The organism is Herbidospora mongoliensis, assembly GCF_001570545.1.
Taxonomy (GTDB): domain Bacteria; phylum Actinomycetota; class Actinomycetes; order Streptosporangiales; family Streptosporangiaceae; genus Herbidospora; species Herbidospora mongoliensis.
Genome location: NZ_BBXD01000023.1, coordinates 35016 through 59136, shown reverse-complemented (window position 1 = coordinate 59136; position 24121 = coordinate 35016). Strand labels below are relative to the sequence as shown.

Sequence of the window (24121 nt, the reverse complement as noted above, 5' to 3'; positions counted from 1 at the left end):
AGACTGACTGACGTGTATGTTCCGCCGGGATGGCCACCCGAGATACCGCCTCCGGGCAGCCCAGACTGGCAGACATCGGCGGTCAACTGGCTGCTCGACGCGGTGCCGCCCGACTACCGCGCCTACGGCGTGCTGCGCCGCCACCCGCTGGCGCTGGCCCGCATGGCGGGACACACCGTGCGCGCCCAGGTCGAGGGCGCGCGGGCGGGCTACCGCGACGCGGCCGTCGACCTGAAGGAGCACCTGCCGCCCCACGTGGTCGAGGCCGTCTTGGAGGTCTACCGCCGCGAGGGTCCCCGGCTGGTGGCCCTGGCCGCCTCGATCGCCCTGGTCGAGCGCGCTTTGCGGGGCGAGGAGTTCGTCGAACGCTTCACCGCAGACCCCGGATCGCCGCGCCGACCCGCTTGACGTCGCGGATCCGGCTCTCGTAGGTCGCCCCGACGAGCAGCAGCAGGAGCCCGCCGGCCGCCATCGGCACCCACCGGGGCACGAGCAGCACCAGATCGACCACCCACGGCGCGATCTCGTGAATGGTCACCGCCGCGAGGGTGAACCCCCCGAGCACGGCGGGCGCCTGCAACCTCTTCAACGCGCCCACGACCAGCACGACCAGCGCCACCAGGCCCAGCGCCAGCGGCCTGACCCACCCTTCTGGCTGGTCGTACAGCACGAAGAGGCTGGGCAGCAGCGTGAACGTCAGCCCCGCGCCATAGGCCTGCCACGACGACGCGCTCCGCGCCTTCCACCACCCGAACACCAGCAGCACGGCGGAGAACGGCGCGGTGTAGGCCTCGACGAGCGTGACGTCCTCGATGTAGAGCCGCGACCACGAGGCGATCAGCAGCAGCGCGGTCGCGAGATACGCCACGTTCCCGCGCTCCTTCCGCAGCGCCACCCCGGCGGCGATCACCCCGGCCGTGGCGGCGGCGAGACTGAAAGTCCTCAGGTCCGGTACGACCACCAGCCCCGCCAGCCCGAGCACCCCCGCCCCGATCTCGGTCCACCGCCAGGGCGCGGCCGCTGCGGCCACCGCGAGCAGCACGAACGGGAGGAACCGCGTCTGCTGATCGGCCGACAGCCATGCCGCCACCGCGAACCCACCGGCGCAGAGGACGCCCACGTTGGCGGCCCAGACGCGCAGCTTCTCGTCCCTGAGGGCGACCCAGGCCGCGATGACGGCCAGCACGGCAAGCACCACCAGCGTGGCGGTCTCGCTGACCAGCGCCCACAGCGTGGCGACCACGCCGATCACCAGGGCGAGCCGGGCATACGACGGCTCCAGCACCGTGGCGGCGGCGATGGTCATCGCGAGCAGCAACGCGATCATGACCGGGTAGGGCAGGTCGAACACCGGCGCCACGAACGCGACCGCCACCGCGCCCGCGATCACCGCGAAGATCTTCTTCTTGACGGTCAGCGCCAGCGCCACGGTGATCAGCACGACCAGCACCAGATCGGGCAGTCGCGGAATCCAAGGGGCCCGGCTCAGATAGTCGCCCGCGCCGACGCCCAGCCCGCCCGACCAGACGCCGCGCCCCATGTCGACGACGGGCCCGCGCAGCACGACCACGACCGGCGCCAGTACGACGACCGACGCCACCGCCCCGACGCCCAGCGCGGTGACCCTGGCCTCCTTGCGCAGCGCCAGCGCGAAGGCGCCCGCGATCGCCGGGATGACCACGATGAACCACTCGTCCGGCACGACCACCATGAGCGGCGCCCGCACCGCGAACACCCCCGCCAGGACGCCCCCGATGATCGGGACCAGCCGATACTTCTTCGCCCGCAGCGCCAGGAACCCGGCCTCGGCGGCGGCCACCGCGAGAATCCCCCCGTAGGTGAGGGCCCGGGACAGGTCGTCGAGATACTCGGTCGACTGGAAGAGCGCGACGGCGCACCCGAGCAGCCACGTCGCGAAGAGCCCGGCCAGCGCGACCTTCTGCTTCGTGGTCACCCAGAGGGCGACATCGATGGCGGCGGTGAGGATCAGCGCCCCGGCGGCGTGCGCGGCCGTCTCGTCGGCACTGAGGATGATCAGCGGAAACTGGGCCAGCCCGATGGCGACCGGAAGCGGCAACGACAGCTTGGCCAGCCGGCCGTAGAGCGCGAACAGCCCCGCGGCGAGCGCGATCAGCCCCGCCGTGTACGGCAGCGAACCGACGCGCCCTTCGAACCAGACCTGGAACGCGGCGTACCCGTCGAGCAGGAACAGCGCCGCCCCGAGGATCGCCAGCGTCTCGGCGGTCGCCTTGAGACCCCGCCTGACCAGCACGAACGGCGCGGCGAGGGTCAACCCGGTGAACCCGAGCAGAATCGCGGCCCGCCCCCCGATCCCCACGGAACCCCAGCTGACGATCGTGAACACCACGGCCGCCACCACGAGCAACAGCCCACCGAGCCCGAGCAGCAGATTCCGGACGGCGGACGGCGACATCTCCCGCTTCGGCGGCAAGGCCTGACCTGGATTCCCCAACTGCCAGCCCGCCGGACCCTGCGCCCCGGCCCACCCTGCCTGGCCTTGGGCCCCCGCCTGCTGCCACGCCTGGCCCGGCGCTCCCACCTGTTCGCCCGCCTGCGCCTGGGCTTGCGCCGTTCCGCTCGCCGGTGCCGGGGCTCCCCCAGCCTCGGCACCGGCGGGCTGGTGCTCTCCGGCGGCGCGGAGCGCGGTCAGCAGCTCCGTCCTCCTGCCGAGCAGCCGGGCCTCGCGCCCCCGTAGTTCGTTCAGAGCGAGGTCGAGCTGCCACAACTCAGCCGCGATCGGGCCATGGAGCGGAAGCTCGCAGGCCGGGCATCGGCGTGGTGACCCGTCCAACGGGGCACCGCAGTCGGGGCAGGTAGGAGAGCCGACGGAGTGCATACGGGAACGATCCCGCGCCGCCCCACGTGAGCGCTATGGAGCACCTACTCAATTCGCGGTGAGTATCCCGGTATGCCCCTGACAAAGAAGCTCGGCTTCGCGCTGTCAGGCACCGCGTAGCTCATCACGAAGTCCGCCATACGGCCCCAAGGGCATCCGTCTGCACCCGGCGACGCCCAGCCCTACACCTGGCTAACGTCCGGCCCACCTGGCGACTCCGATGATGATCCCGATCGCTCCCACGGCCACGCCCAGCCACAAGACGATCATGAACCCGGCGTCCGGCCCTTCCGACTCGGAGGCCACCGGCAGCGCCGCCGGGCTCGCCTTCGAGGGTTTCGGTGTCGGCGAAGGGCTCGGCACGGCGGCCTCCGGCAGCGGGACCCGCACGACCGGGCTGTGCTCCCCTTCCGACCCGGTCAGCAGCGACTTCCCGTCGGCGGAGTAGGTGATCGACTCGGCCTGCCGCAGCATGGGCATCCCGACCCCGGAGATCTCGTCGTCGACCTTCCGGTAGAGGGTCGCCGAGAAGTAGGTCCGCACCACGAAGCTCGACCCGTCGGGGGCGAAGGCCGCGTCGGTGGCCATGGTCGGGGCGGATCCCACACGCTTGAGAACGTTCACCCGATCCGTCCGTAGCTGCTTGGGCGCGGCGTAAATCAGCCCGTCGAACTCCTTGGTCACCACATACAGCCGCCCCGTCCGGGGGTCGACCATCAAGCCCTCCGCGTTGCGCGCCCCGTCGGCGTACCGGAACCGATAGCGGACCGCCTCCAGGCTGCCCCCGCGGAGCCGCGTCGGCTCGGCCACTTCATAGACGGAGATATCCGACCAGGCCCCGTCGAGGTTGTCCCCGATGTCCCCGAAGAACAGCACCCCGCGCCCCGCCTGATCGCGATAGGCCGCCATGCCCTCCCAGTCACGGGCCTCGGCGTTGGTGATCGTGTACGCCGCCTTGGTCCGCCCCGTGGAGCCGTCGACGGCGTAGAAGACGGCCGCCGCGGCGCTGTCGTTGTGCGTGTAGACGATCCCGGGGTGCGTCGGCGACACCGCCAGCCCACTGGACTCGGTGATCCGGGAGTCGGCGAACTCGAAGAGCTCCTTGTCGTCGTCGGCCTGCGCCGGAACCGCCCATACGAGAAGGATCAACGCGGCCAGCGCCATCCCCCGAAAAGTCCACCCCATGAAGACATCCTGCCCTGTTCGATGGCCCCGCCCCCGGCGCGGCGGCCGGGGCGCTCTGGTCCGCGTTGGGGGCTGGCCTGGAGTCCACTCCAGGTTCCTAAGGTGGAACCATGGACTACGCGCAGCTCGGTCGTACCGGACTCAAGGTCAGCAAGCTCTGCCTGGGCACGATGAACTTCGGCCCGCAGACCACGGAGGAGGACTCCTTCGCGATCATGGATCGCGCCCATGAGCTGGGCATCAACTTCTTCGACAGTGCCAACGTCTACGGCTGGAAGAAGGGCGAGGGCGTCACCGAGCAGATCATCGGCCGGTGGTTCGCCCAGGGCGGGGGCCGCCGCGAGAAGACCGTCATCGCCACCAAGCTCTACGGCTCGATGGGCGACTGGCCCAACGACACCTTCCTATCGGCTCTGAACATCCGCCGCGCGGCGGACGCCTCGCTGAAGCGCATGCAGACCGACTACATCGACATCTACCAGGCGCACCACATCGACCGGAACACCCCCTTCGAGGAGTTCTGGGAGGCCATGGAGGTGCTCCGCCAGCAGGGCAAGATCCTCTATGTGGGCTCGTCGAACTTCGCCGGCTGGCACATCGCCAAGGCCCAGGAGACGGCCAGGCGCCGCAACTTCCTCGGCCTGGTGAGCGAGCAGTCGAAATACCACCTGCTGGAGCGCTCGGTCGAGCTCGAGGTTCTGCCCGCGTGCCAGGACTACGGCCTGGGTGTCATCCCCTGGAGCCCGCTGGCCGGCGGCCTGCTCGGCGGCGTCCTGCGCAAGATCGACAAGGGCCGCAGCGCCAACCCCGACCAGGTCGAGGCCCTGGAGAAGGTCCGCCCCCAGATCGAGCAGTGGGAGGCCTTCTGCGACGAGCTGGGCGAAGACCCGGCCAACGCCGGCCTGGCCTGGCTCCTCCACCAGAAGGCGGTCACCGCCCCGATCATCGGCCCGCGCACGGCCGACCAGCTCAACGGCTCCCTGCGAGCCCTGGAGATCAAGTTCGACGACAAGGCCCTGGCCCGCATCGACGAGATCTTCCCCGGCCCCGGCGGCACCGCCCCCGAGGCCTACGCCTGGTAGAACACGTCTCCTGGGGCGGCGGCGCGTCGAAAAGCGCGCCGCCGTCGCCGGTCACAAGCGTTTCTGTTACGGCCCCGCCGGGGCGCGCCCCGGCCTGCCGTGCCGGAGGCGCGGCCATCAGACAGGGTCACTGGAGGAGTGCGCCCACGACGACGAGCAGCATGAGCAGGCCGAGCACGGTCGGCAGCAGCCAGCGGCGGGGACGGTCCACGGCGTTGAGCCTAGCCAAGCCCATGGGGTGCCGCTGACCGTCCTCAGACCGCGATCGAAGCGGGGGCGGGGTTGAGGGCCACGTTTTTGCGGGCCGCGACCATTTTCGTGACCAGCAGCGCCAGTGCCACTCCGGTGAGACTGAGCACGCCGGAGACCAGAATGCCGACCCGGGGACCGGCCATCTCGGCGATCCAGCCGATCAGCGGGGCGCCGATGGGCGCTCCGGCGGTGAAGACCAGGACGTAGATGCCCATCACCCGGCCGCGCATCTCGCTGGACGCCCCGAGCTGCAGAGTCGAGTTCGCGGTCGTCTGAACGGTGATCATCGCCAGCCCCGCCGGGACCAGGGCGACCAGGAAGGCCCAGTATCCGGGGCTGAACGCCGCCGCGATCTGGAACAGCCCGAAGGCGACGCCTCCGATGATCAGCGTGCGCCGCGACGGGGTCACCCGCCGGGCCGCCTGGAGCGCCCCCACGACGGCCCCGATGGCGAACGCGCTGCTCGCGATGCCGAACGCGGACGCCCCCGAGTCGAACACCTCGGTCGACATGAGCGCGATCGACGTGCTGAAACTCTGGGCGAAGACGGCGACGAAGGCGACCATGAGCACCGGCAGCAGCAGGTCGGGGTTGCCGAACACATACCGCAGCCCTTCCCTGGCCTGCCCCTTGCCGCGTTTGACCGGCTCGGGGGTGCGCAGTTCGGTCTTCCGCATCAGCAGCATGCCGCCGATGGTGAAGGAGAAGGTGAGAGCGTTGACCAGGAACAGCGGGCCGGTGCCGCCCAGCCAGTTGATCAGCAGTCCGGCGATGGCCGGGCCGACCACGCGGGCCAGGTTGAAGGAGGAGCTGTTCAGCGCGATGGCGTTCGACAGGTCGTCGCGGCCGACCATCTCGACCACGAACGACTGCCGCGTGGGCACCTCGACACAGGCCAGCAGGCCGAGCGTGAAGGCCATCACGTAGACGTGCCAGACCTGGGCCTGGCCGGTGACGGTCAGAACGCCCATGGCCAGCGCCAGCACCGCCATCAGCGACTGCGCGATCATCAGCAGGCGCCGCTTCGGGAACCGGTCGGCCAGCACGCCGCCCCACATCCCGAACACCATGATGGGGAGGAACTGCAGCGCGACCGTGATGCCCAGCGCGGTGCCGGACCCACCGGTCAGGCTCAAAACGAGCCAGTCCTGCGCGGTGCGCTGCATCCAGGTCCCGACGTTGGACACGACGGAGCCGGAGAGGAACAACCGGTAGTTGTGGTTACGCAACGACCGGAACATCCCGGATCTCTCGGACGCGGCCTCGCGCTCCGACAGGGCCATTTCGGTCGCCACGGCCACGTCGGAGCCGAGTTCTCCCGCCGAAGCGGAGGTCGCGTCAAAAGGGTCTGGGCCGGACTCCCGAACCGGCCCCATACCCGTCCACTTCGCCAGATCCGCCGCTGACCGCAGGCGTCTCACATTTGGGAGAGCTTTTCCAGGATCGGAGCGGCCTGGCGCAGGATCGCCTTCTCCTCCACGGTGAGTTCGCCGAGGCGCTGGGCGAGCCAGGCCTCCTTGCGGCGGCGTTCCTCGATCAACAGGGCCTGGCCCGCCGGGGTGACCGACAAGGTCACCTGACGACGGTCCGTGGGGTGGGGCGAGCGGGCCAGCAGGCCGCGTTCCTCCAGATGGGCCACCACCCTGGTCATCGAGGGAGGTTGCACCTTCTCGTGGTCGGCCAGTTCGCCGGGGGTCATCGTGGTGTGCCGCTCGACGGCGGCCAGGGCCGCGAGCTGCGTGGGCGTCAGGATGTGACCCACGGCCTGTTTGCGCAGGCGGCGAGTCAGCCGAGCCAGCGACACGCGCAGCGCGGACGCCAGGCCGGCGTCGCTGCGCAGGTTCGCAGCCGGTTCCGTTTTCTGGGGATTCGTTAGCATGAGTCATTACCTTTGCTAACTATATGTCGGTCCGTGACATTCCTCCACCGAGATACCTGCCCAAAGGAACGGGCACGGCCCCCCGGAGGGGAGACCGTGCCCGAAAGATACCGGTCAGGCGCAGGTGTAGCCCGACGCCGTCGAGGTGTCGCTGCTGGGACGCGCCACCTGGAAGCCGAACGTCGTGCTCGCGCCGGAGCCGAGGTTTCCGTTGTAGGCGGCGTTGCGCGCCGTCACCGTGTTCCCGGAGACCGTCAGGACGGCGTTCCAGGAGCCGACGATGGTGTGGCCGGAGGGCAGGGTGAAGGTGATCGCCCACGAGGTGCGCGCGGAGCTGCCGTTGGTCACGGTCACCGGCTGCACGACGTAGCCGCCGCCCCACTGGGTCTGCAGGGTGGCGGCGACGGTGCACCCGCCGGTGGAGCCCCCGGTGGTGGTGAAGGTGACCGAGGCGGAGTTGGACGACAGGTTGCCCGCGCCGTCACGCGCCCGGACGTAGACCGTGTAGGCCGTCGAAGCCGACAGGCCCGTCAGGGTGGCCGAGTTGGTGGTGGACGTCGCGATCTGCGTACCGCCCGAGTTGTAGACGTTGTAACCGGCCAGACCCGAACCGCCCGAGTCGGTCGAGGCGGTCCAGCTCAGCGTCGCGCCCGACGAGGTGATCGATGAGGCGGCGGGGGTGCCGGGAGTGGTGGGCGCGGTGGTGTCGCTGCTGCCGCCCGTGGTGGTGAAGGTGGTGGAGGTCGAGTTCGACGACAGGTTGCCCGCGCCGTCACGCGCCCGGACGTAGACCGTGTAGGCCGTCGAGGCCGACAGACCCGACAGGGTGGCCGAGTTCGTGGTGGACGTCGCGATCTGCGTACCGGAGGAGTTGTAGACGTTGTAACCGGCCAGACCCGAACCACCCGAGTCAGTGGACGCGGTCCAGGACAGCGACGCGCCCGACGAGGTGATCCCGGAGGCGGTCGGGGCGCCCGGGGTCGTCGGTGGCGTCGTGTCGGTCGGGTTGGTGCCGTCGTCGAGGGCGTCGTGGACGGCCGTGTACGACGGTTTCTGCGAGTAGTTGTTGTCGTAGAGCAGCGCGAAGCCCTCACCCGGGAAGGTGTCCGGGACCCACGAGTACTTGTCGGTGAAGCCCCAGATCGTCACGCCGGCGCAGGCCGTGACCGCCAGGCAGGCGTTCACCACGTTGCGGTAGTAGGTCGCCTGGGTGGCGTCCTTGGCCGAGGTGCGCGAACCCTGGATGCGGACGTCGAGCTCGGTGATCCTGACCTGGACACCGAGGTTCGCGAAGCGCTGCAGGTTCTGCTGGAGGTCGTTCGGGAAGCCGTACTGGGTGGACAGGTGCGACTGGAAGCCGACGCAGTCGACCGGCACGTTCTGCGAGCGGAGCTGCGAGACCAGGTTGTACATCGCGGTGCTCTTGGCGTTGATGCCCTCGACGTTGTAGTCGTTGATGCACAGCCGCGCGTCGGGGTCGGCGGCGCGGGCGGCGCGGAAGGCGTCGGCGATGAAGCTGGAGCCCAGCGTGTTGTACCAGAACGACGAGCGGAAGCTGCCGTTCTCCTCGAAGACCTCGTTCACCACGTCCCACGAGACGACCGTGGGGTTGCTGGCGTAGCGGCCCACGACCGTCGCGATGTGGTCGTTCATGGCGGTGCGCATGTTGGTGGCCGACAGGTTCTGCACCCAGCCCGGGGTCTGGCTGTGCCAGACGAGGGTGTGACCGTGCACCTGCTGGTTGTTCGCGGTGGCGAAGTTGACGATCTGGTCGGCGCCGGAGAACGTGTACTGGTTGTCGTTCGGCTCGGTGTCGCTCCACTTCATCGCGTTCTCGGCCGTGACCTGGTTGAACTCGCTCTGCGCGATGTTCCGGTAGGCCGTCTCGTTCGCCAGCGGCGAGGTCGCCAGCGCCGTGCCGATGAACTTGCCGCGAGCCTGGGCGTGCACGCGTAACGCCGCGTCGGCGGACGCCGGGGTGGCGACGAGCACCGTCGCGGCGGCCGAGGCGAGGGCGAGAGCCGCCGCCGCCACAGATCGCCATTTCAAGGAACGCACTGGATCTCCTCTTTCCGAAACCTTTCGGTAACGCTCGTGTCGCACGGAAGGCTAGGATCGGCCGGTAAAGCGGTCAATGAACCGACCGTGCGACAGAGAGAGATCCAGCAATATATCGGCTTTAGGCTGAAACTTTCAGAACCCGAAGAGGATCTTGATCGGGCCGAGCGCGAAGTAGATCGTGAACAGCACGGCCACCAGCCACATGAGCGGGTGCACCTCACTGGTCTTGCCCTTCACGGCCTTGATGAGCACGTAGGTGATGAACCCGGCACCGATGCCGTTGGCGATCGAGTAGGTGAACGGCATCAGCACGATCGTGAAGAACGCCGGGATGGCGATCTCCAGATCGGTGAAGTCGATCTCCCTGATCGAGGTCATCATCAGGAAGCCGACCACCACCAGCGCGGGCGCGGCGGCCTCGTACGGAATGATCTCGACCAGCGGCGCGAGGAACATCGACGCGAGGAACAGCAGACCGGTCACCACCGAGGCGAGCCCGGTGCGCGCGCCCTCGCCGACCCCCGAGGCCGACTCGATGTAGGTCGTGTTCGACGACACCGACGCCGCACCACCGGCGGCCGCGGCGATCGAGTCGACCAGCAGGATCTCCCGCGTCTTCGGCAGCGTGCCGTCCTCCTGCACCAGGTTCGCCTGCTTGCCGACGCCCACGATGGTGCCCATCGTGTCGAAGAAGTCGGTGATCAGCAGCGTGAAGACCAGCAGCACGGCCAGCACGACCGACAGCTTGGTGAACGCCCCGAACAGGCTGAACTGGCCGATCAGCGAGAAGTCGGGCAGCGCGAAGATGTCGCCGAACCCCGGCAGCGCGGGCACGTTGAGTCCCCAGCCCTGCGGGTTGGGCGGGTCACCGGCCGCCGCGGAGATGTTCCCGATGGCCTGGACGATGATCGCGAAGATGGTCGCCCCGACGATGCCGATCAGGATCGCGCCCTTGACCTTGCGGGCCACCAGCAACGCGGTGCCGAGCAGGCCGACCACGAACACCAGGATCGGCCAGCTCGTCAGCCCGCCGCCGATGCCCAGCTCCAGGGGCGGAGCGGGGGCGGCCGTCTTGCGCACGAACCCGGCGTCCACGAAGCCGATGAGCGCGATGAACAGGCCGATGCCCACCGAGATCGCGGTCTTCAGGCTCGCCGGGATGGCGTGGAAGACGGCCGTGCGGAACCCGGTCAGCACCAGCACCAGGATGATCAGGCCCTCCAGCACGACCAGACCCATCGCGTCCTCCCAGGAGACCTGGGAGGCGATGCCGTAGGCGACGAACGCGTTGAGACCCAGGCCCGCCGCCAGGGCGAAGGGCACATTCGCCACAATGCCCATGAGGATGGTCAGCAGGCCGGCCGCCAGCGCCGTCGCCACGGCGATCAGCCCCAGATTGGGATCGGCTCCGTCACCGAGGAACTGACCGTCCGCGTCCTGGACATAGCCCAGGATGATCGGGTTGAGCACGACGATGTACGCCATCGTGAAGAACGTGGCGAAACCACCACGAACCTCGGAGCCAACCGTTGATCCACGACCGGAAATCTGGAAATACTTGTCGAGGAAACCACTGTTTTGGGGGGTTTTGACGTCACTCACGAGCGCAGAGTGACACCCCTTACCAGCTGGGAAAAGACCCATGCTGCCGACGTGACTTTTTCGTTGCGGTTTCGTACGCGGCCCGCGTCGAACCTCACATGGGGCACTTGTGACCTGCCGGATTTAGGCTGACGTTTAGGGTGAGACTGTGACCCAGCAGCGGCGGCCTGATCCAGAGCCACTCAAGACCAACGACTCAGCCACGATCACGGTCGGCATCATCCTGTGGGCGGTCGCCCTCATCGCCATGCTGATCGTCCGGCCCGACCATGGCTGGTACGCGTGGACCTGCGTGGCCGGGGTCGGCATGGGCTTCTTCGGGCTCTGGTTCGTCAGAAGGCGCGACCAGAAGATCAGGAAGTCCGCTTCAGCAGCAGAGTGACGAAGCCCAGCACCCCCCGGTAGCCCTTGAGCCACATGTCGCGGTGGGCCAGCGCGGCCGTCCGTGCCGCGTCGCCGTCGGGGCCGGGGTGGTCGCCCGCCCAGCGCAGCAGGCTGCCGGTCCACGACCACTCGTAGTCGTCCCACTCGGACAGTTCGCTGGTGTAGGCGTAGACCGTCGAGTAGCCCGCGCTCTCGGCCCGCTCGACGGTGCCGGCGAGGTCGGCGTACTCCCCCGGTTCCGCGCCCAGCGTGATCAGCGTCTCCGCGTTCGGCGGGACCTCCCAGAAACCCTCGCCGATCAGCGCCAGGCCGCCCGGCTTGAGGTGCTCCTTGATCGCCGCCGCGGTCTCGACCAGGCCGCCGTAGGCGTGGGTGGCGCCGACGCACATCACCAGGTCGTAGAGGCCGTTCTTGTAGTCGGCGGCCGGCATGTGGTGCAGGGCGAGCTGGTGGTCGAGCCCCTGCTGCTCGGCCATGATCCGGCAGGACTCCAGCCCTTCCCGATGCAGGTCGACCGCATCGGCGGTCGCGTCTTCGTGCATGGCGAGCGCGCGGAGCGTCCAGACGCCGTGGCCGCAGCCGAGGTCGAGGACGCGCGGCTGGCCGCCGAGCTTGGCCCGGCGCAGGATACGGGTGATCGTCTGGCCGCTCACGGGAGCGGCGATCGGGTGGTCGGTGTGCGCGATGTGACTGATCAGATGACGGTCCACCCGACTAGCCTGCCAAACTTCACGCGTCGAGGTCGGCCTCCGCCAGCAGCAGCGGCACCCTTTCCGGGTCGCGCAGCAGCGCCTCGACCGCCAGGCGGTCGCTCCACTGCCCGGCCGCCCAGGCCAGCCCGCGCGCCAGCCCTTCGACGCCGCTGGCGTGCACGCGCCCCTCGAAGAACCGCCAGGGCACGGCCCTGCCGTCGACGAGCAGCTCCTCATGCCGCGTGTACGAACCGGGCGCCCCCGGAAGCAGCCTGCGCACCTGCACGGGAACCGGCGCCTCGACGCCGGAGGAGGTCACGTCGCCGGTGACGACCTCACCGACGAGCGGCAGGTCGAGCACCTCCGACAGCGCCTCCGCCTGGTCGAACCCGACCAGCACGAGCGGCCGGTCGGCCACCAGGGCGAGCAGGTCGGGCGCCTCGACGACAACCGGCTCCAGCTCGCCGTCGACGTCGGCGACCACGATCTCGCCGTTGAGCACCGCCCGGACCGCCGACGGAGGGCTGACCCGGTCGGGGGCGACCTCGGCCAGCGCCTTCCACAGGGCCCGCAGCTGGGCCCGGTCGACCGGGAGCGAGCCGTCGGCCATCAGCTCCAGGAGCTCCTCGGGGCCGCCGTGGGAGGCCAGCAGGTCGGCCAGGGTGGACCTGACCCCGATCATCGTGAGGGCGGCCTCGTCGGCGATGGGGGGCGCGTCGGCGTACAGGCCGAAAAGGAGCGGGTCGGCCGACGGCAGCCGCAGGGCGGTCGGCGCCTTCCCGTCGATCACGGGGTGATGCGCCAGCCACCAGGCCGTGTAGGACGGCACCTCGTGGACCTCGCCGTTGGCGACCACCCGGAGCGGCTGGAGGGCGGCGCGCAGCGGCGGCCGGGCCAGCAGGGGCAGCCCGGCGGCCCAGTCGGCGACGTATTCGAGGTCGCGGATGGCGGTGAACTCGCGCGCCACCGGCGGCACGTCGAGCTCGGGCAGCAGGTCGAGGACGGCGTCGAGCCATTCGTCTTCGCGGTCGAGGTCGTGGTCGCAGTCGTCGGCGTCGAGGACCACATCGGAGTCGTTGACCACGGCGAACCCGTCGAGCACGCCTGCGGCGGCCAGCACCCGCGAGCCGAACTTCTCGACCAGGTCGGGGGCCGCGAACGGAGCCTCCTGGTCGATCAGCTTGGCCAGGTCGCCGCCTTCGAGCAGCAGGTCACCGGCGGCGTAGACCTCGCCGTCGGCGCCCCGCAGCGCCAGCGTGGCCAGCCAGGGCGCCTCTCCGGCGGTCAGCCCGGCCGCGTCGACCAGCGCGAGCACCGCCTGCGCGACCGGCTCGGGGTCGGCCGAACCGGCCGACTCGGTGACGGCGGCGTGGGTGAGCGGGTCGTCGAGGACGGTCCGGGGCGTCGCCTCGGCCGCACCCAGCCGCAGCAGCAGCGGATGGGCCGCGTCGGGGTGCACGATCCGCAGCCCCAGCGGCGCCAGCAGCGAGGCGTCGAGGGCCTTGTCGCCCTCGGTCATGACGAGCGTGCCCCGGGCGCCCCGGACCAGCCGGCCGTCGGCCAGCGGCACCGCCAAGGCCCCGACCGCTTCCAGGTCGTCGGCCGGGATCACCTGGTAGAGCGCGCGCCACCAGGACGGCGACCGGTCTTCCACGGCGTCGCCGGAGAGCATGTCGATCACGTCGGCGAGCTCGATGCGGCGGATGCTCAGCCCCGGCAGCGCGTGGTGCCGCACCGGCCACCCGGACGGCAGCAGCCCCGGCACCATCTCGGCCACCATCGTCAGGAACTCGCTGGGCCCGGCCACCACCCGGGCGTCGCGCCCGGCGATGACCAGCTCCTCTTCGTCGGCGAGGGAGACCGGGGCCAGCCCGTCGGCCACCCGCCGGGCGTTGACGATCTCGGCGTGACGCTCCGCGGGCTCCACGGGCGCCGAGATCGCGGGCAGCAGCGGCAGGTCGGGCAGCAGCCGGAGGATCTCGCTCCGGATCGCCGCGTCGAGGTCGCCCTTCGCCAGCACCTGCGGCACCAGGTCGAGCAGCCGGGGAGTGCGCGGCAGCGACCGCAGCAGGTCGCAGTAGACCTCGGCCGAGCGGCGCACCAGGAAGTCGGTCAGCGGCCCGGACGCGATGTGACGCCGGTCGGTGGCCAGCGGGAACGTCGCGATCAGCAGCGCGGGCAGGTCGAGCGGCTCGTCGGAGGGCGTCGGCGCGTGCACCGACGACGGCACGTCTTTCGGCAGCGCCAGCGCCTCACCGGCCCTGCGGGCCTGGTCGCCCCAGGCGCGGGCCTGGCCGTGGGCCACCACCCCGGCGATCGGGACGGCCCAGCGGACCTGCCAGAACGGCCGGGCCCGCTCCTCGGTCGGCCGGTCGGCGAACAGATCGCCGACCTGCTCGGGCGTGAACTCGCCCGACGCCTCCACGACGTGCCACCCGGTGGCGGTGACGCTGCGCCAGACCCCGTCGAGCTCGATGTCGATCGCCGACAGGGCGGGCATCACCAGCGGCAGCGCCGGACTGGTCTCCTCCAGCATCCGCCGGACGGCGTCTTCGGCGGCCGGGTTGCGGAGCGGGAGGCGGACGACCGAGTCGAAGCCGTCGGGGACCGACAGCTCGGCCGGGAACGGCAGCCGGAGCAGCGGCACGTGGCCCTCGCGCCCGGCCAGCTCGGCCCGCAGTTCGGGGATCGCGGCGACCGTCTCAGAGGTGAGAGCGCGCGACCAGCGCACCCCGCCGGTCGCCCGCGAGGCGATGGCGGGCTCGTCGCTGACGGAGACGACGGCCGCGAAGCCGACGCCGAACCGCCCGGCCGCACCCGCCTCGTCGCGCTTGCCGGAGACCCGGAGCGTGGACAGGCCCTCGACCCCGGCGGCGTCGAGCGCGCCCCCGGTGTTGGCCGCCTCGAGCACGCCGTCGCGCAGCGTCAGCCGCAACCGGCCGGGCACCCCGGCGCGCAGCGCGGCGTCGGCGGCGTTCTGGGCCAGCTCGATGATCAGGCGGTCGCGGTAACCGCCGAGGGCGAAGTCCTCCTCGGCGTTGGCGTCCTCGCGGAACCGGGCGGGCGAGGCCGTCCAGGCGGCGAGCACGTTCTCACGCAGGCGGGTGGTGCCGAAGAGGTCGTTCATCACACGCTTCCGGATAACGGGATAAAAGGGAGGTCAGCCTTCCGGCATGGGGTCGTAGCCCATGTCGTCGAGAATCGGCTGCGGAGCCTCGCCCCCCGCGGTGGGCGACGGGGTCGCCTCGGAGTGGGCGCCGCAGCCGTGGTCGGCGGCGACGACCTTACCGTCGTCGGGGGCGAACTCGTTGGCGCAAACCCCGAAGCCCAGGCGCAGCGCGCCCGCGAGAGGCCAGTAGAAGCCGCAGGTCGAGCACTGGGCGGGGGCCGCCGTCGCGAGCGGGGAATCGGGGCCGGATTCGCCGCTGTGCCAGCGGTTGACCGCCAGGTCGCGGCCGATGGCCGACAGCACCCGCACCCGGCCGAGGCCGTATTCGAAAATCATCTGGTGGTCGGTGTCGTCTTCGGCGTCGGCGGTGCCGGTGGTGAAGCCGGGCGCGAGCCGGTCGTCGTCGGCCTCGGCCGGCAGCAGGTCACCGGGCCCCAGGTCACCGGGGCGCAGACGGCGGCTCCACGGCACCCAGGTGGGCGCCAGCAGGGCGCCCTTGCCTGGCAGCAGCACGGTCTCACTGACGGTGACGGACTTCGCACGCGAAGCACGGGTCACTGTGATCGCCCACCGCCAGCCCTCGTATGCTCGATCGAGGCAGGCGAAGTAATGGGTGACGATGCGGTCACCTTCCGCATCGAACCCCAGGTGGTCGCCGACCTCACCGGGCCTGGCGATGTGCTCGGCCGCCGAACGAGCCAGGTCGACGGCGGCGGCGCAGGCCTGGTCTGCGGCGGGGGTTCTCACGCGGGTGCGGCTCACACTTCATTTTCACCTACCTGAGGAGCGATTTTCACCCTCGCCGACAGCGGACAGCATCCGACTGCGTCGGTAAGACTGGAAATTCGACACGAGAGGAGCGGATGGGGTGGCGGGTGCCTGGGGCAAGGTCCGTGACGCGAGCCGGGCGGTGGCGTCCGCGACGGGTCGTACCGGCCGGTCCATCGGCCGTGGCGCGAGCGCTTTCGGCCGCGGTGTCGGCCGTGGGGTGCACGGCGTCGGGCGGGCCAGCAGGAGACTCACCCACGCGAAGGGCGCCGACCGCACCGGCCTCGGCCGGCTGATCGAGGTCACCGCGGTGCACAGCGCGGGCGACGCGTTCATCACGGTCTCGCTGGCGGGCGCGCTGTTCTTCGGCATGCCGGTGGGGCAGGCGCGCGGCCAGGTGGCGCTCTATCTGCTGGTCACGATGGTGCCGTTCACGGTCGTGGCCCCTTTCGTGGGCCCGGTGCTCGACCGGTTCCGGTCGGGGCGCCGCTACGTCATCGCCGGAACCCTGTTCGCGCGCGGGCTGCTCTGCTGGGGCATGGCCTCCAGCGTCGTCTACGGCGACACACTCTCGCTCTTCCCCGCCGCGCTGGCGGTGCTGGTGCTGTCGAAGGCCTACAACGTGTCCAGGGCGGCGACGATGCCGAGCGTGCTGCCCGCCGACATAGGGCTGGTCACCGCCAACGCCCGGGTGGCCCTGTTCGCGCTGGTGGCGGCCGGTGGCGCGGCCGGTCTCGGGGCCGGTCTGGTGGCCTGGGTGGGCGCCGAGTGGGTGCTGCGCGTCGCGATGGTGCTGTTCCTGGTCGCCGGGGTGGTCTCGATAAGGCTCCCCCGCCATGTCGACTCCCCGGAAATCGAGGAGGACGCCAAGCCGCCGGGCGTGCGCGCCCTGCTGAACGTCGGCCCGATCGTGGCCGAATCGATGCGCGCCAACGCGGTGATCCGCTTCCAGGCCGGGTTCCTCGTCTTCTTCCTGCTGTTCCTCGTCCAGGACGAGCACCTGCCGGGTCTCGGCCCGGAGATCACGCTCGGCCTGCTCGCGGCGGCGGCCGGCGGCGGCGGTCTGTTCGGCGCGGCCGTGGCGTCGTGGGTGAAGGCCTACCCGCCGCAGCTGATCGTGCTGGCGACGCTGGCGATGACCGCGCTCACCACTCTCGTGGCGGCCTTCTTCTTCAGTCTGTGGACGGCCGTCGCGGTCGCCCTCATCGGCGCGTTCGCGCAGGGCCTGGGCAAACTGGCCCTCGACGCGATCGTTCAGCGCGAGATCGGCGAGGAGGTCCGGTCGTCGACCTTCGGCGTGGTCGAGGCGCTGCTCCAGATCGCCTGGGTGTTCGGCGGGCTGATCGGCCTGATGCTGTCGCTGTTCGCGCAGGGCACCGCGGGCCTGTCGGTGATGGCGGGGGCGCTGGTTCTCACCCTGGGCTGGCTCCTGGTCATGCGACGGGGGCGCAAGCGGGTCAGCATGGCGAGCGCGGTCACCGTTCCCTTGCGGCCGGTGACTCAGCCACCGGCCACAACGGGGGATACAAAACCGTTGACAAATCCCTTTTAGCCACTTTTATCCGTCGATGTCATCCGCAATAGCGCGAATGACAACGGCGACCTTCTTGGCGGCGACAGGCTCGGGGAGTTTGCCCTTCTGGTACGACGAGGTCGACAGTTCGTCGAGCAGCTTGATGAGGTCTTCGACGATGACAACCATTTCGTCGGGCTTTTTACGCTTCCCCTTCGGACGCGGCGCCTTGGCCAGGGTCGGGGGTTGCTCCAGCACCCGCACCGACAGCGCCTGCTGACCGCGCCGCCCTTCGGCGACTCCGAACTCGACTTTCTGCCCGGGCTTGAGGGCTTCCACGCCTTTGGGCAGTGCGGATGAATGCACGAAGACCTCACCACCGTCGTCGCGGGTGAGGAAACCGAAACCTTTGGCTTCGTCGTACCACTTGACCTTGCCGCTGGGCACAGGAGTGACCTCGTTCAAACTGTCGTGGAAGGGAATGGATGTAGGTTATGCCCACTTGGGCTACCGGATGACCGCCGAAAGCCCGTCAAATTACGCGAGAATCGACGTCCGGGTGGTGTACCAGGAGACGAACTCGGTGAGGTCGCGAAGCACCACGTCAGCACCTTGCCCGGCCAGTTGCGCGGGGGTGCAGCCGCCCGTCGCGACCGCCACGCTGATCGCCCCGCCCGCCCGTGCGGCCTCGATGTCGGCCACGTGGTCGCCCACGTAGACCCCGGCGCCGAAGGCGGCGATGGCGGCGCCCTTGTCGGCCCCGAAGACCGATCCGGCGATCTCGTCGACGTCGAGACCCAGGGCGTCGACGGTACGGCGGGCGTCGCGCGGGTTCTTCCCGGTGACCACGATGACCCGGCCACCGGCATGGCGTACGGCGGCCAGGGCCTCGTGGGCGCCGGGCATGGCGGTCGTGGCGGGCAGCGCGATGGCCGGATAGAGGGAGCGGTAGAGCGCGACGGCGGCCGGGATCTCGTCGGCCGGCAGCCACTGGGCCAGCTCATCTTCCAGCGGCCAGCCGATGCGCGACACCGCGACGGCGACGTCGATGGGGGTGTCGAGGGAAGGCAGCATCGCCTCGTAGACGGCGGCGATGGCCGCGCGTGTGTCGGCGAGTGTCAGGTCAAGGTCGAAACCGACGTGAATCCCCATGTTGTGCACGGATCAAGGATGCCAAAGCACACGATCCGCCGCGAAGTGGATCTTGTTTTGGGGGCGGGGCGGTCTACGCTGTCCCTCGCGGGAGGTACAGATGAGCACACGGGGTCGCATCATCGAGGCGGCGCTTCGGCTGTTCGCCGAGCGCGGCTACAACGCGACTTCGGTGGCCGAGATCGAGGCCGCCGCCGGTCTTTCCCCCGGCGCAGGGGGCCTCTACCGGCATTTCAAGTCCAAATACGAGGTCCTCGCGGCCGCCGTCGCCGACCGGGCGTCGCGGAACGAGATAACGCTCGACGTCGCGCCGACCGACCCGATAGAGGTCCGGCTGGCCGCGATGTGCCACGCGGGCCTGGCGAAGATGCGCGAGGAACGCCTGCTCGCGCAGGTCTTCTTCCGCGATCTGTCCCAGTTCCCCGACCTGGTCGCGGTGGTCCGGGCGGGTCTGCTGCAGCCCATGTTCGACGCTTTGCGGATCTGGTTCGACGAACAGCCCGAATACTTCGACGCCCAGGTCGACTGGGCCGGGGTGAGCTCGGTGCTGGGCGGCGCGATCATCCACTATCGGCTGATCGAGGACACCGCCGGCGAGCCGCCCGGCCGGGTCGGCGTCGAGCGGTTCGTCGCGGCGTGGATCAGGCTGGCGCTCGGCCTGCTACCGCCGTGCGTGGGTGGAGACGGGTGGATCGAAGAGGCGATAGAGCAGCCAGATGAGGCCGGCGGCGGTGCCGATGATGAACGCGACGCCGGCGACCTCGTTGAAGCGCGCTAGCAACGCGTCGACGGAGGAACGTTCCGGGCCGCTGAGCGCGAGGATCCCGCCGCCGAAGATCCAGGCCAGCGCGGGCAGCCCCAGTCCGGCCAGCCGGTCGGGCATGCCCCAGCCCTGACACGACAGGGTGACGACCGCGCCGATCGCCCAGACGATCCCGGGCACCGGGAAGATCATCACCGCCGGGAAGCCGATCGGCACCAGCAGCGCGGCCAGCGCCAGCAGGCCCATCGCGGCGGTCTCCCGGCGATGACCGTGCAGAATCGACCAGGCGTCGGGCGTGGGGCGCCGTCGCCACTGCGGCACGAGGCGGCCCCTCTGCGCGCCCGCCTTCCACACGCGACGGCCGGGGGTGATCGCGATCGACTCGGGCAGCGCCGATCGCTCGTCCGATCCCGGCGGGCCTGATCTGGACAGGCCTGATCCCGGCGGGCCTGATCTGGACGGGCCTGATCCCGGGCGGGCCGGTGGCGGCAGGGTTGATCGTCGCAGGGCGCTCATCGGTCGGGTCTGCTGATGCGGGGGCTCCAGCGGGGGTTCGCCGCGCAGGCGGCGGACCTCGCGCTCGACCATGTCCTGCGGGGTACCGAACCGGGTCAGGAGACGGGCGACCGATTTGGGGTTCTCGTCACCGTTGCGTTCCTGGTCAACCCGTTCTCGCACCCGCCTGACGTAGTCGAGGCGTTCCTCTGGGCGCATACGGCCGTGGGCGGCGTCGGCCACCCGGCTCACGAAATCCAGCACGAGCTGGTCGGCTCGCTCGATCACTCAGTCATAGTGCCCCAGCGGGGCACTCCATGCATGCTCCTACGATGGAAAGGATGAGCGAGGGGTTCACTGAGTGGCTGCGCAGCCGGAGCGACGAGCAACTGCGCGTCCTCGCCATGTCCCGACCTGAGCTGATAACTCCGGTTCCGGCGAATGTTCCGGGTTTGGCGGCAAGAGCCGGAACCCCCTCCGCGATCGGCCGGGCCCTCGACCGGCTCGACGGATTCACCCTCGCGGTGGCCGAGACCCTGGTGGTCTTCCCTCCCGCTGAACTGTCCAAAGCCATCCATCGGGCCACGAACGACGCCCCCGGCACCGACGAGGCGATCGACCGGGCGCTGGCCGTGCTGACCGAGATGGCGCTGGCCGACGACGCGCGCGGGCTCGCCCCCGGCGTGAAAGAGGCGCTCGACCCGCCCGCCGGGCTCGGCCAGCCCGCCGCCCACGTGTTCCGCAACGATCAACCGGTGGCCGTCAAGCTGGCGAACCCCCGATCGGTGCGCAAGCTGCTCGACCAGGTGGGGCCGCAGGCCCGCGCCGCGCTCGACGAACTGGCCTGGGGACCGCCGTCCGGGCGGGTGCCCAACGCGCGGCGCGAGATCTCGGTCGAGACCGCCCAGTCGCCCATCGAGCAGCTGCTGGCCCGGGGCCTGCTCGGCGCGATCGGCGACGACACCGTGACCCTGCCGCGCGAGGTCGGGCTGGTGCTCCGCCACGACCGCCTCCACCGCGACCTGTCACCGGTCCCGCCGCCGCTGGTGGGGGCCACCCGCCGCGCCGGCCTGGCCGCCCGCACCGCAGCCGGACAGGCCTTCAGCTTCGTCCGGGCCGTCGAGGAGCTCTGCGAGATCTGGAGCGTCGACGCGCCGGGCGTGCTGCGCACGGGCGGGCTGGCGATCCGCGACCTGCGGCGCGCGGCCCAGCAGCTCGACGTGCCCGAATGGTCGGCCGCGCTGGTCATCGAGGTCGCCCACGCCGCCGGGCTGGTCGCGACCGGCGGCCCGGCCGACGCCGAGTGGCTGCCCACCCCCGCCTACGACGCCTGGCGGGCCCGGCAGACCGAAGACCGCTGGGAGACCGTCGCGCGGGCCTGGCTGACCCTCGACCGGGTGCCCGGTCTCGCCGGTGCCCGCGACGACCGCGATCGGCTGCTCAACGTGCTCCACCCCGACCTGCGCCGCGGCGCCGCCGCCGAGATCCGCCGCCGGGTCCTGTCCGTCGTCGCCGCGACCGATCTCGCGCCTTCGCAGGAGTCGGTGCTGGCCCGGCTCACCTGGGAACGCCCCCGCCGCAGAGGGGCCCACCTGGCGCGGATGACCGAGTTCGCGCTGCGCGAGGCCGAGATCATCGGCCTGACCGGGCTCGGCGTCATGTCGCCCCACGGCCGGGCGGTGCTCACCGGCGTCAAGGCGGCCGGGCTGCTCGCGCCGCTGCTGCCCGAACCGGTCGACCACGTCGTGCTGCAGGCCGACCTCACCGCCGTCGCCCCCGGGCCGCTGACCGGCGAGCTCGACCGGTGGCTGGGGATGGCGGCCGACATCGAGTCGAAGGGCGGCGCGACCGTCTACCGGTTCGCCGAGAGCTCGATCCGGCGGGTCCTCGACGCCGGGCAGAGCGCCGAGGAGGTCCTGGCGATGCTGGCCCGCCACTCGGCCACGCCGGTGCCGCAGCCGCTGGCCTACCTGGTGTCCGACGTGGCCCGGCGGCACGGGCGGCTGCGGGTCGGGTCGGCGTCGGCCTACCTGAGGTGCGACGACCCGGCGGTGCTCGACGAGTTGCTGGCCGACCGGCGGGCCGGGGTGCTGCGGATGCGGCGGCTGGCGCCGACCGTGCTGGTGTCCAAGGCGTCGCGGGCGACCATGCTCGACTCGCTGCGCGCGATGGGCTACGCCCCGGTGGCCGAGTCGCTCGAAGGAGACGTGCTGATCACCCGGGCGGACGCCCGGCGTACCGAGACCCCGCCCGCGCGGCAGGTCAACGGGCTGTTCGCGCCCGAGGCCGAGGTGGTCACGGCGGCGATCCGGGCGCTGCGGGCCGGTGACGCCGCGCTGCTGTCGCGGCCCACGCCGCTGGGCGAACCGGGCGGCGCGCTCCCCCGCACCCCGGCGACGGCGACCATCTCGGCGCTCCAGGACGCCATCCGGCAGGGCTCCCGGGTTTGGATCGGTTACCTAGACTCACAAGGTCAGGCCACGAGCCGGATCCTCGAACCGGCGAGGATAGAGGGTGGCTACCTGACGGCGTACGACGAGACGAGGGCGGCCATCCACCGTTTCGTTCTCCACCGGATCACCGGCGTCGCCGACGTCAACTGATTAGGGGGCTCCACCCGTGAACGACGGGCCGCTCATCGTCCAGTCCGACAAGACCCTGCTGCTGGAAGTCGACCACGAGCGCGCCGACGAGTGCCGTCGGGCCATCGCGCCGTTCGCCGAGCTCGAGCGCGCGCCCGAACACGTCCACACCTACCGCATCACCCCGCTGGCCCTCTGGAACGCGCGGGCCGCCGGGCACGACGCCGAGCAGGTCATAGACGCGCTGATCGGCTTCAGCCGCTACCCGGTGCCCCACGCGCTGCTGGTCGACGTCGCCGAGACGATGGCCCGCTACGGGCGGCTGCGGCTGGAGAAGCACCCCGTCCACGGGCTCGCGCTGACCAGCACCGACCGGGCCGTGCTCGAAGAGGTGCTGCGCGCCAAGAAGGTGCAGCCGATGATCGGCGAGCGCCTCGACGCCGACACGGTGGCCGTCCACCCGAGCGAGCGCGGCAACATCAAGCAGCTGCTGCTGAAGCTCGGCTGGCCCGCGGAAGACATGGCCGGCTACGTCGACGGCGAGGCCCACCCGATCGCCCTGACCGAAGAGGGCTGGACGCTGCGGCCCTACCAGAAGGAGGCCGCCGACGCGTTCTGGTACGGCGGCTCCGGCGTGGTCGTGCTGCCCTGCGGCGCCGGCAAGACCATCGTCGGCGCGGCGGCCATGGCCCACGCGCAGGCGACCACGCTGATCCTGGTCACCAACACGGTCAGCGTGCACCAGTGGAAGACCGAGCTCATGAAGCGCACGAGCCTGACCGAAGACGAGATCGGCGAATACACCGGGACCAAGAAGGAGATCCGCCCGGTCACCATCGCGACCTACCAGGTGATGACCGCCAAGCGCGGCGGCGTCTACCGCCATCTCGAGCTGTTCGACGCCCGCGACTGGGGTCTGGTCGTGTACGACGAGGTCCACCTCCTGCCCGCCCCCATCTTCCGGATGACCGCCGACCTCCAGGCCCGCCGCCGGGTGGGCCTGACGGCCACGCTGGTACGCGAAGACGGCCGCGAGGGCGACGTGTTCTCCCTCATCGGCCCGAAGCGCTACGACGCGCCCTGGAAGGAGATGGAGAACCAGGGCTACATCGCCCCGGCCGACTGCGTCGAGGTCCGGGTGACGCTGCGTGACGACGAACGGCTCACCTACGCGATGGCCGACACCGACGAGCGCTATCGATTCGCCGCCACCACGCCGTCGAAGGTGCGCGTCACCGAGGCATTGGTGAAAAAGCACGCCGGAGAACAGGTTCTGGTCATCGGGCAGTACATCGACCAGCTCGACGAACTCGGCGAACACCTGAACGCGCCGGTCATCAAGGGCGAGACCAAGGTGAAGGAGCGCGAGCGGCTGTTCCAGGCGTTCCGCGACAAAGAACTTCAGGTTCTCGTCGTGTCGAAGGTGGCGAACTTCTCCATCGACCTGCCGGAGGCCGCGGTCGCCATCCAGGTGTCCGGCACCTTCGGTTCACGCCAGGAAGAGGCGCAGCGGCTCGGCCGGGTGCTGCGGCCCAAGGCCGACGGCGGGGGCGCCCGTTTCTACTCGGTGGTCAGCCGCGACACCGTCGACCAGGACTTCGCCGCCCATCGGCAGCGCTTCCTCGCCGAACAGGGCTACGCGTACCAGATCATCGACGCCGACGACATCCTCACCTGACATAAAT

Annotated in this window: 19 protein-coding genes; 7 read left to right on the top strand and 12 right to left on the bottom strand. The window is 70.6% G+C overall.

All coding sequences use genetic code 11. The features are described 5' to 3' along the window. The first annotated feature begins 12 nt into the window (after positions 1–12). Positions 13–408 (top strand): hypothetical protein, encoded by a 396-nt coding sequence (locus tag AW272_RS33635; RefSeq protein WP_174551879.1) that lies wholly within the window; start codon positions 13–15, stop codon positions 406–408. Here AW272_RS33635 and AW272_RS33630 read toward each other — a convergent pair. Together AW272_RS33630 and AW272_RS33625 are read right to left on the bottom strand one after the other, a co-directional pair. Continuing rightward, on the bottom strand, positions 371–2746 hold the full coding sequence (locus tag AW272_RS33630; protein WP_157518997.1) for an SCO7613 C-terminal domain-containing membrane protein: 2376 nt from the start codon (positions 2744–2746) through the stop codon (positions 371–373). The two genes, AW272_RS33635 and AW272_RS33630, sit on opposite strands and share 38 nt — an antisense overlap. A gap of 303 nt (positions 2747–3049) precedes the next feature. Further along, entirely contained in the window at positions 3050–4042 is a 993-nt protein-coding gene (locus tag AW272_RS33625; protein ID WP_083958989.1) for a hypothetical protein, read from the bottom strand. A 110-nt stretch (positions 4043–4152) separates the two neighbouring features. On the opposite strand from AW272_RS33625, the gene AW272_RS33620 reads away from it, so the two are divergent. Next, positions 4153–5124 (top strand): aldo/keto reductase, encoded by a 972-nt coding sequence (locus AW272_RS33620; protein WP_066373722.1) that lies wholly within the window; start codon positions 4153–4155, stop codon positions 5122–5124. A 254-nt stretch (positions 5125–5378) separates the two neighbouring features. Here AW272_RS33620 and AW272_RS33615 read toward each other — a convergent pair whose 3' ends face one another. The 4 genes from AW272_RS33615 to AW272_RS33600 all read right to left on the bottom strand — a co-directional run bounded on the left by AW272_RS33615 (position 5379) and on the right by AW272_RS33600 (position 10801). After that, positions 5379–6677 carry an MFS transporter gene (locus AW272_RS33615; RefSeq protein WP_245657866.1) on the bottom strand — a complete coding sequence of 433 codons (1299 nt, stop codon included), beginning with the start codon at positions 6675–6677 and terminating at the stop codon, positions 5379–5381. Positions 6678–6793: 116 nt separating this feature from the next. Beyond that, complete coding sequence (locus AW272_RS33610) at positions 6794–7255, bottom strand: MarR family winged helix-turn-helix transcriptional regulator (RefSeq protein WP_066373721.1); 462 nt, start codon at positions 7253–7255, stop codon at positions 6794–6796. A 114-nt stretch (positions 7256–7369) separates the two neighbouring features. After that, entirely contained in the window at positions 7370–9304 is a 1935-nt protein-coding gene (locus tag AW272_RS33605; RefSeq protein WP_218011153.1) for an endo-1,4-beta-xylanase, read from the bottom strand. 144 nt (positions 9305–9448) lie between these two features. Continuing rightward, the gene (locus AW272_RS33600) at positions 9449–10801 is read right to left on the bottom strand and encodes an NCS2 family permease (protein ID WP_245657865.1); all 1353 of its coding nucleotides are present in this window, start codon (positions 10799–10801) and stop codon (positions 9449–9451) included. 265 nt (positions 10802–11066) lie between these two features. On the opposite strand from AW272_RS33600, the gene AW272_RS33595 reads away from it, so the two are divergent. Beyond that, positions 11067–11300: a DUF2530 domain-containing protein gene (locus tag AW272_RS33595; RefSeq protein ID WP_066373718.1), complete on the top strand. Its 234-nt coding sequence runs from the start codon at positions 11067–11069 to the stop codon at positions 11298–11300. On the opposite strand, the gene AW272_RS33590 is transcribed toward AW272_RS33595, so the two are convergent. From AW272_RS33590 to AW272_RS33580, 3 genes are read right to left on the bottom strand one after another with little or no spacing between them, the layout of a single operon-like run. Beyond that, positions 11272–12012 (bottom strand): SAM-dependent methyltransferase, encoded by a 741-nt coding sequence (locus tag AW272_RS33590; RefSeq protein ID WP_066373717.1) that lies wholly within the window; start codon positions 12010–12012, stop codon positions 11272–11274. The genes AW272_RS33595 and AW272_RS33590 overlap by 29 nt on opposite strands. A 19-nt stretch (positions 12013–12031) precedes the next feature. Continuing rightward, on the bottom strand, positions 12032–15121 hold the full coding sequence (locus tag AW272_RS33585; protein ID WP_066374030.1) for a sacsin N-terminal ATP-binding-like domain-containing protein: 3090 nt from the start codon (positions 15119–15121) through the stop codon (positions 12032–12034). A gap of 33 nt (positions 15122–15154) precedes the next feature. After that, positions 15155–15925, bottom strand: a complete 771-nt coding sequence (locus AW272_RS33580) for a DUF3027 domain-containing protein (RefSeq protein ID WP_066373715.1) — start codon at positions 15923–15925, stop codon at positions 15155–15157. A 106-nt stretch (positions 15926–16031) separates the two neighbouring features. On the opposite strand from AW272_RS33580, the gene AW272_RS33575 reads away from it, so the two are divergent. Further along, positions 16032–17483: an MFS transporter gene (locus AW272_RS33575; RefSeq protein ID WP_245657864.1), complete on the top strand. Its 1452-nt coding sequence runs from the start codon at positions 16032–16034 to the stop codon at positions 17481–17483. A gap of 6 nt (positions 17484–17489) precedes the next feature. Here the strand turns inward: AW272_RS33575 and AW272_RS33570 are convergent, their stop codons facing one another. Together AW272_RS33570 and AW272_RS33565 are read right to left on the bottom strand one after the other, a co-directional pair. Beyond that, entirely contained in the window at positions 17490–17891 is a 402-nt protein-coding gene (locus tag AW272_RS33570; protein ID WP_066373714.1) for a cold-shock protein, read from the bottom strand. 90 nt (positions 17892–17981) lie between these two features. Beyond that, a complete protein-coding gene (locus AW272_RS33565; RefSeq protein ID WP_066373713.1) occupies positions 17982–18596 on the bottom strand; it encodes an HAD family hydrolase in 615 nt (204 codons plus the stop codon). Between the two features lie 100 nt (positions 18597–18696). Here AW272_RS33565 and AW272_RS33560 point away from each other — a divergent pair, with 100 nt between their 5' ends. Beyond that, positions 18697–19374, top strand: a complete 678-nt coding sequence (locus AW272_RS33560) for a TetR/AcrR family transcriptional regulator (RefSeq protein ID WP_066373712.1) — start codon at positions 18697–18699, stop codon at positions 19372–19374. On the opposite strand, the gene AW272_RS42715 is transcribed toward AW272_RS33560, so the two are convergent. Then, complete coding sequence (locus AW272_RS42715; protein ID WP_157518995.1) at positions 19258–20142, bottom strand: hypothetical protein; 885 nt, start codon at positions 20140–20142, stop codon at positions 19258–19260. The genes AW272_RS33560 and AW272_RS42715 overlap by 117 nt on opposite strands. Positions 20143–20195: 53 nt before the next feature. Between AW272_RS42715 and AW272_RS33550 the strand changes: the two genes are divergently transcribed. Continuing rightward, positions 20196–22457 (top strand): helicase-associated domain-containing protein, encoded by a 2262-nt coding sequence (locus AW272_RS33550; protein WP_066373708.1) that lies wholly within the window; start codon positions 20196–20198, stop codon positions 22455–22457. A 16-nt stretch (positions 22458–22473) separates the two neighbouring features. Beyond that, on the top strand, positions 22474–24114 hold the full coding sequence (locus AW272_RS33545) for a DNA repair helicase XPB (RefSeq protein ID WP_066373706.1): 1641 nt from the start codon (positions 22474–22476) through the stop codon (positions 24112–24114). Positions 24115–24121: the final 7 nt, after the last annotated feature.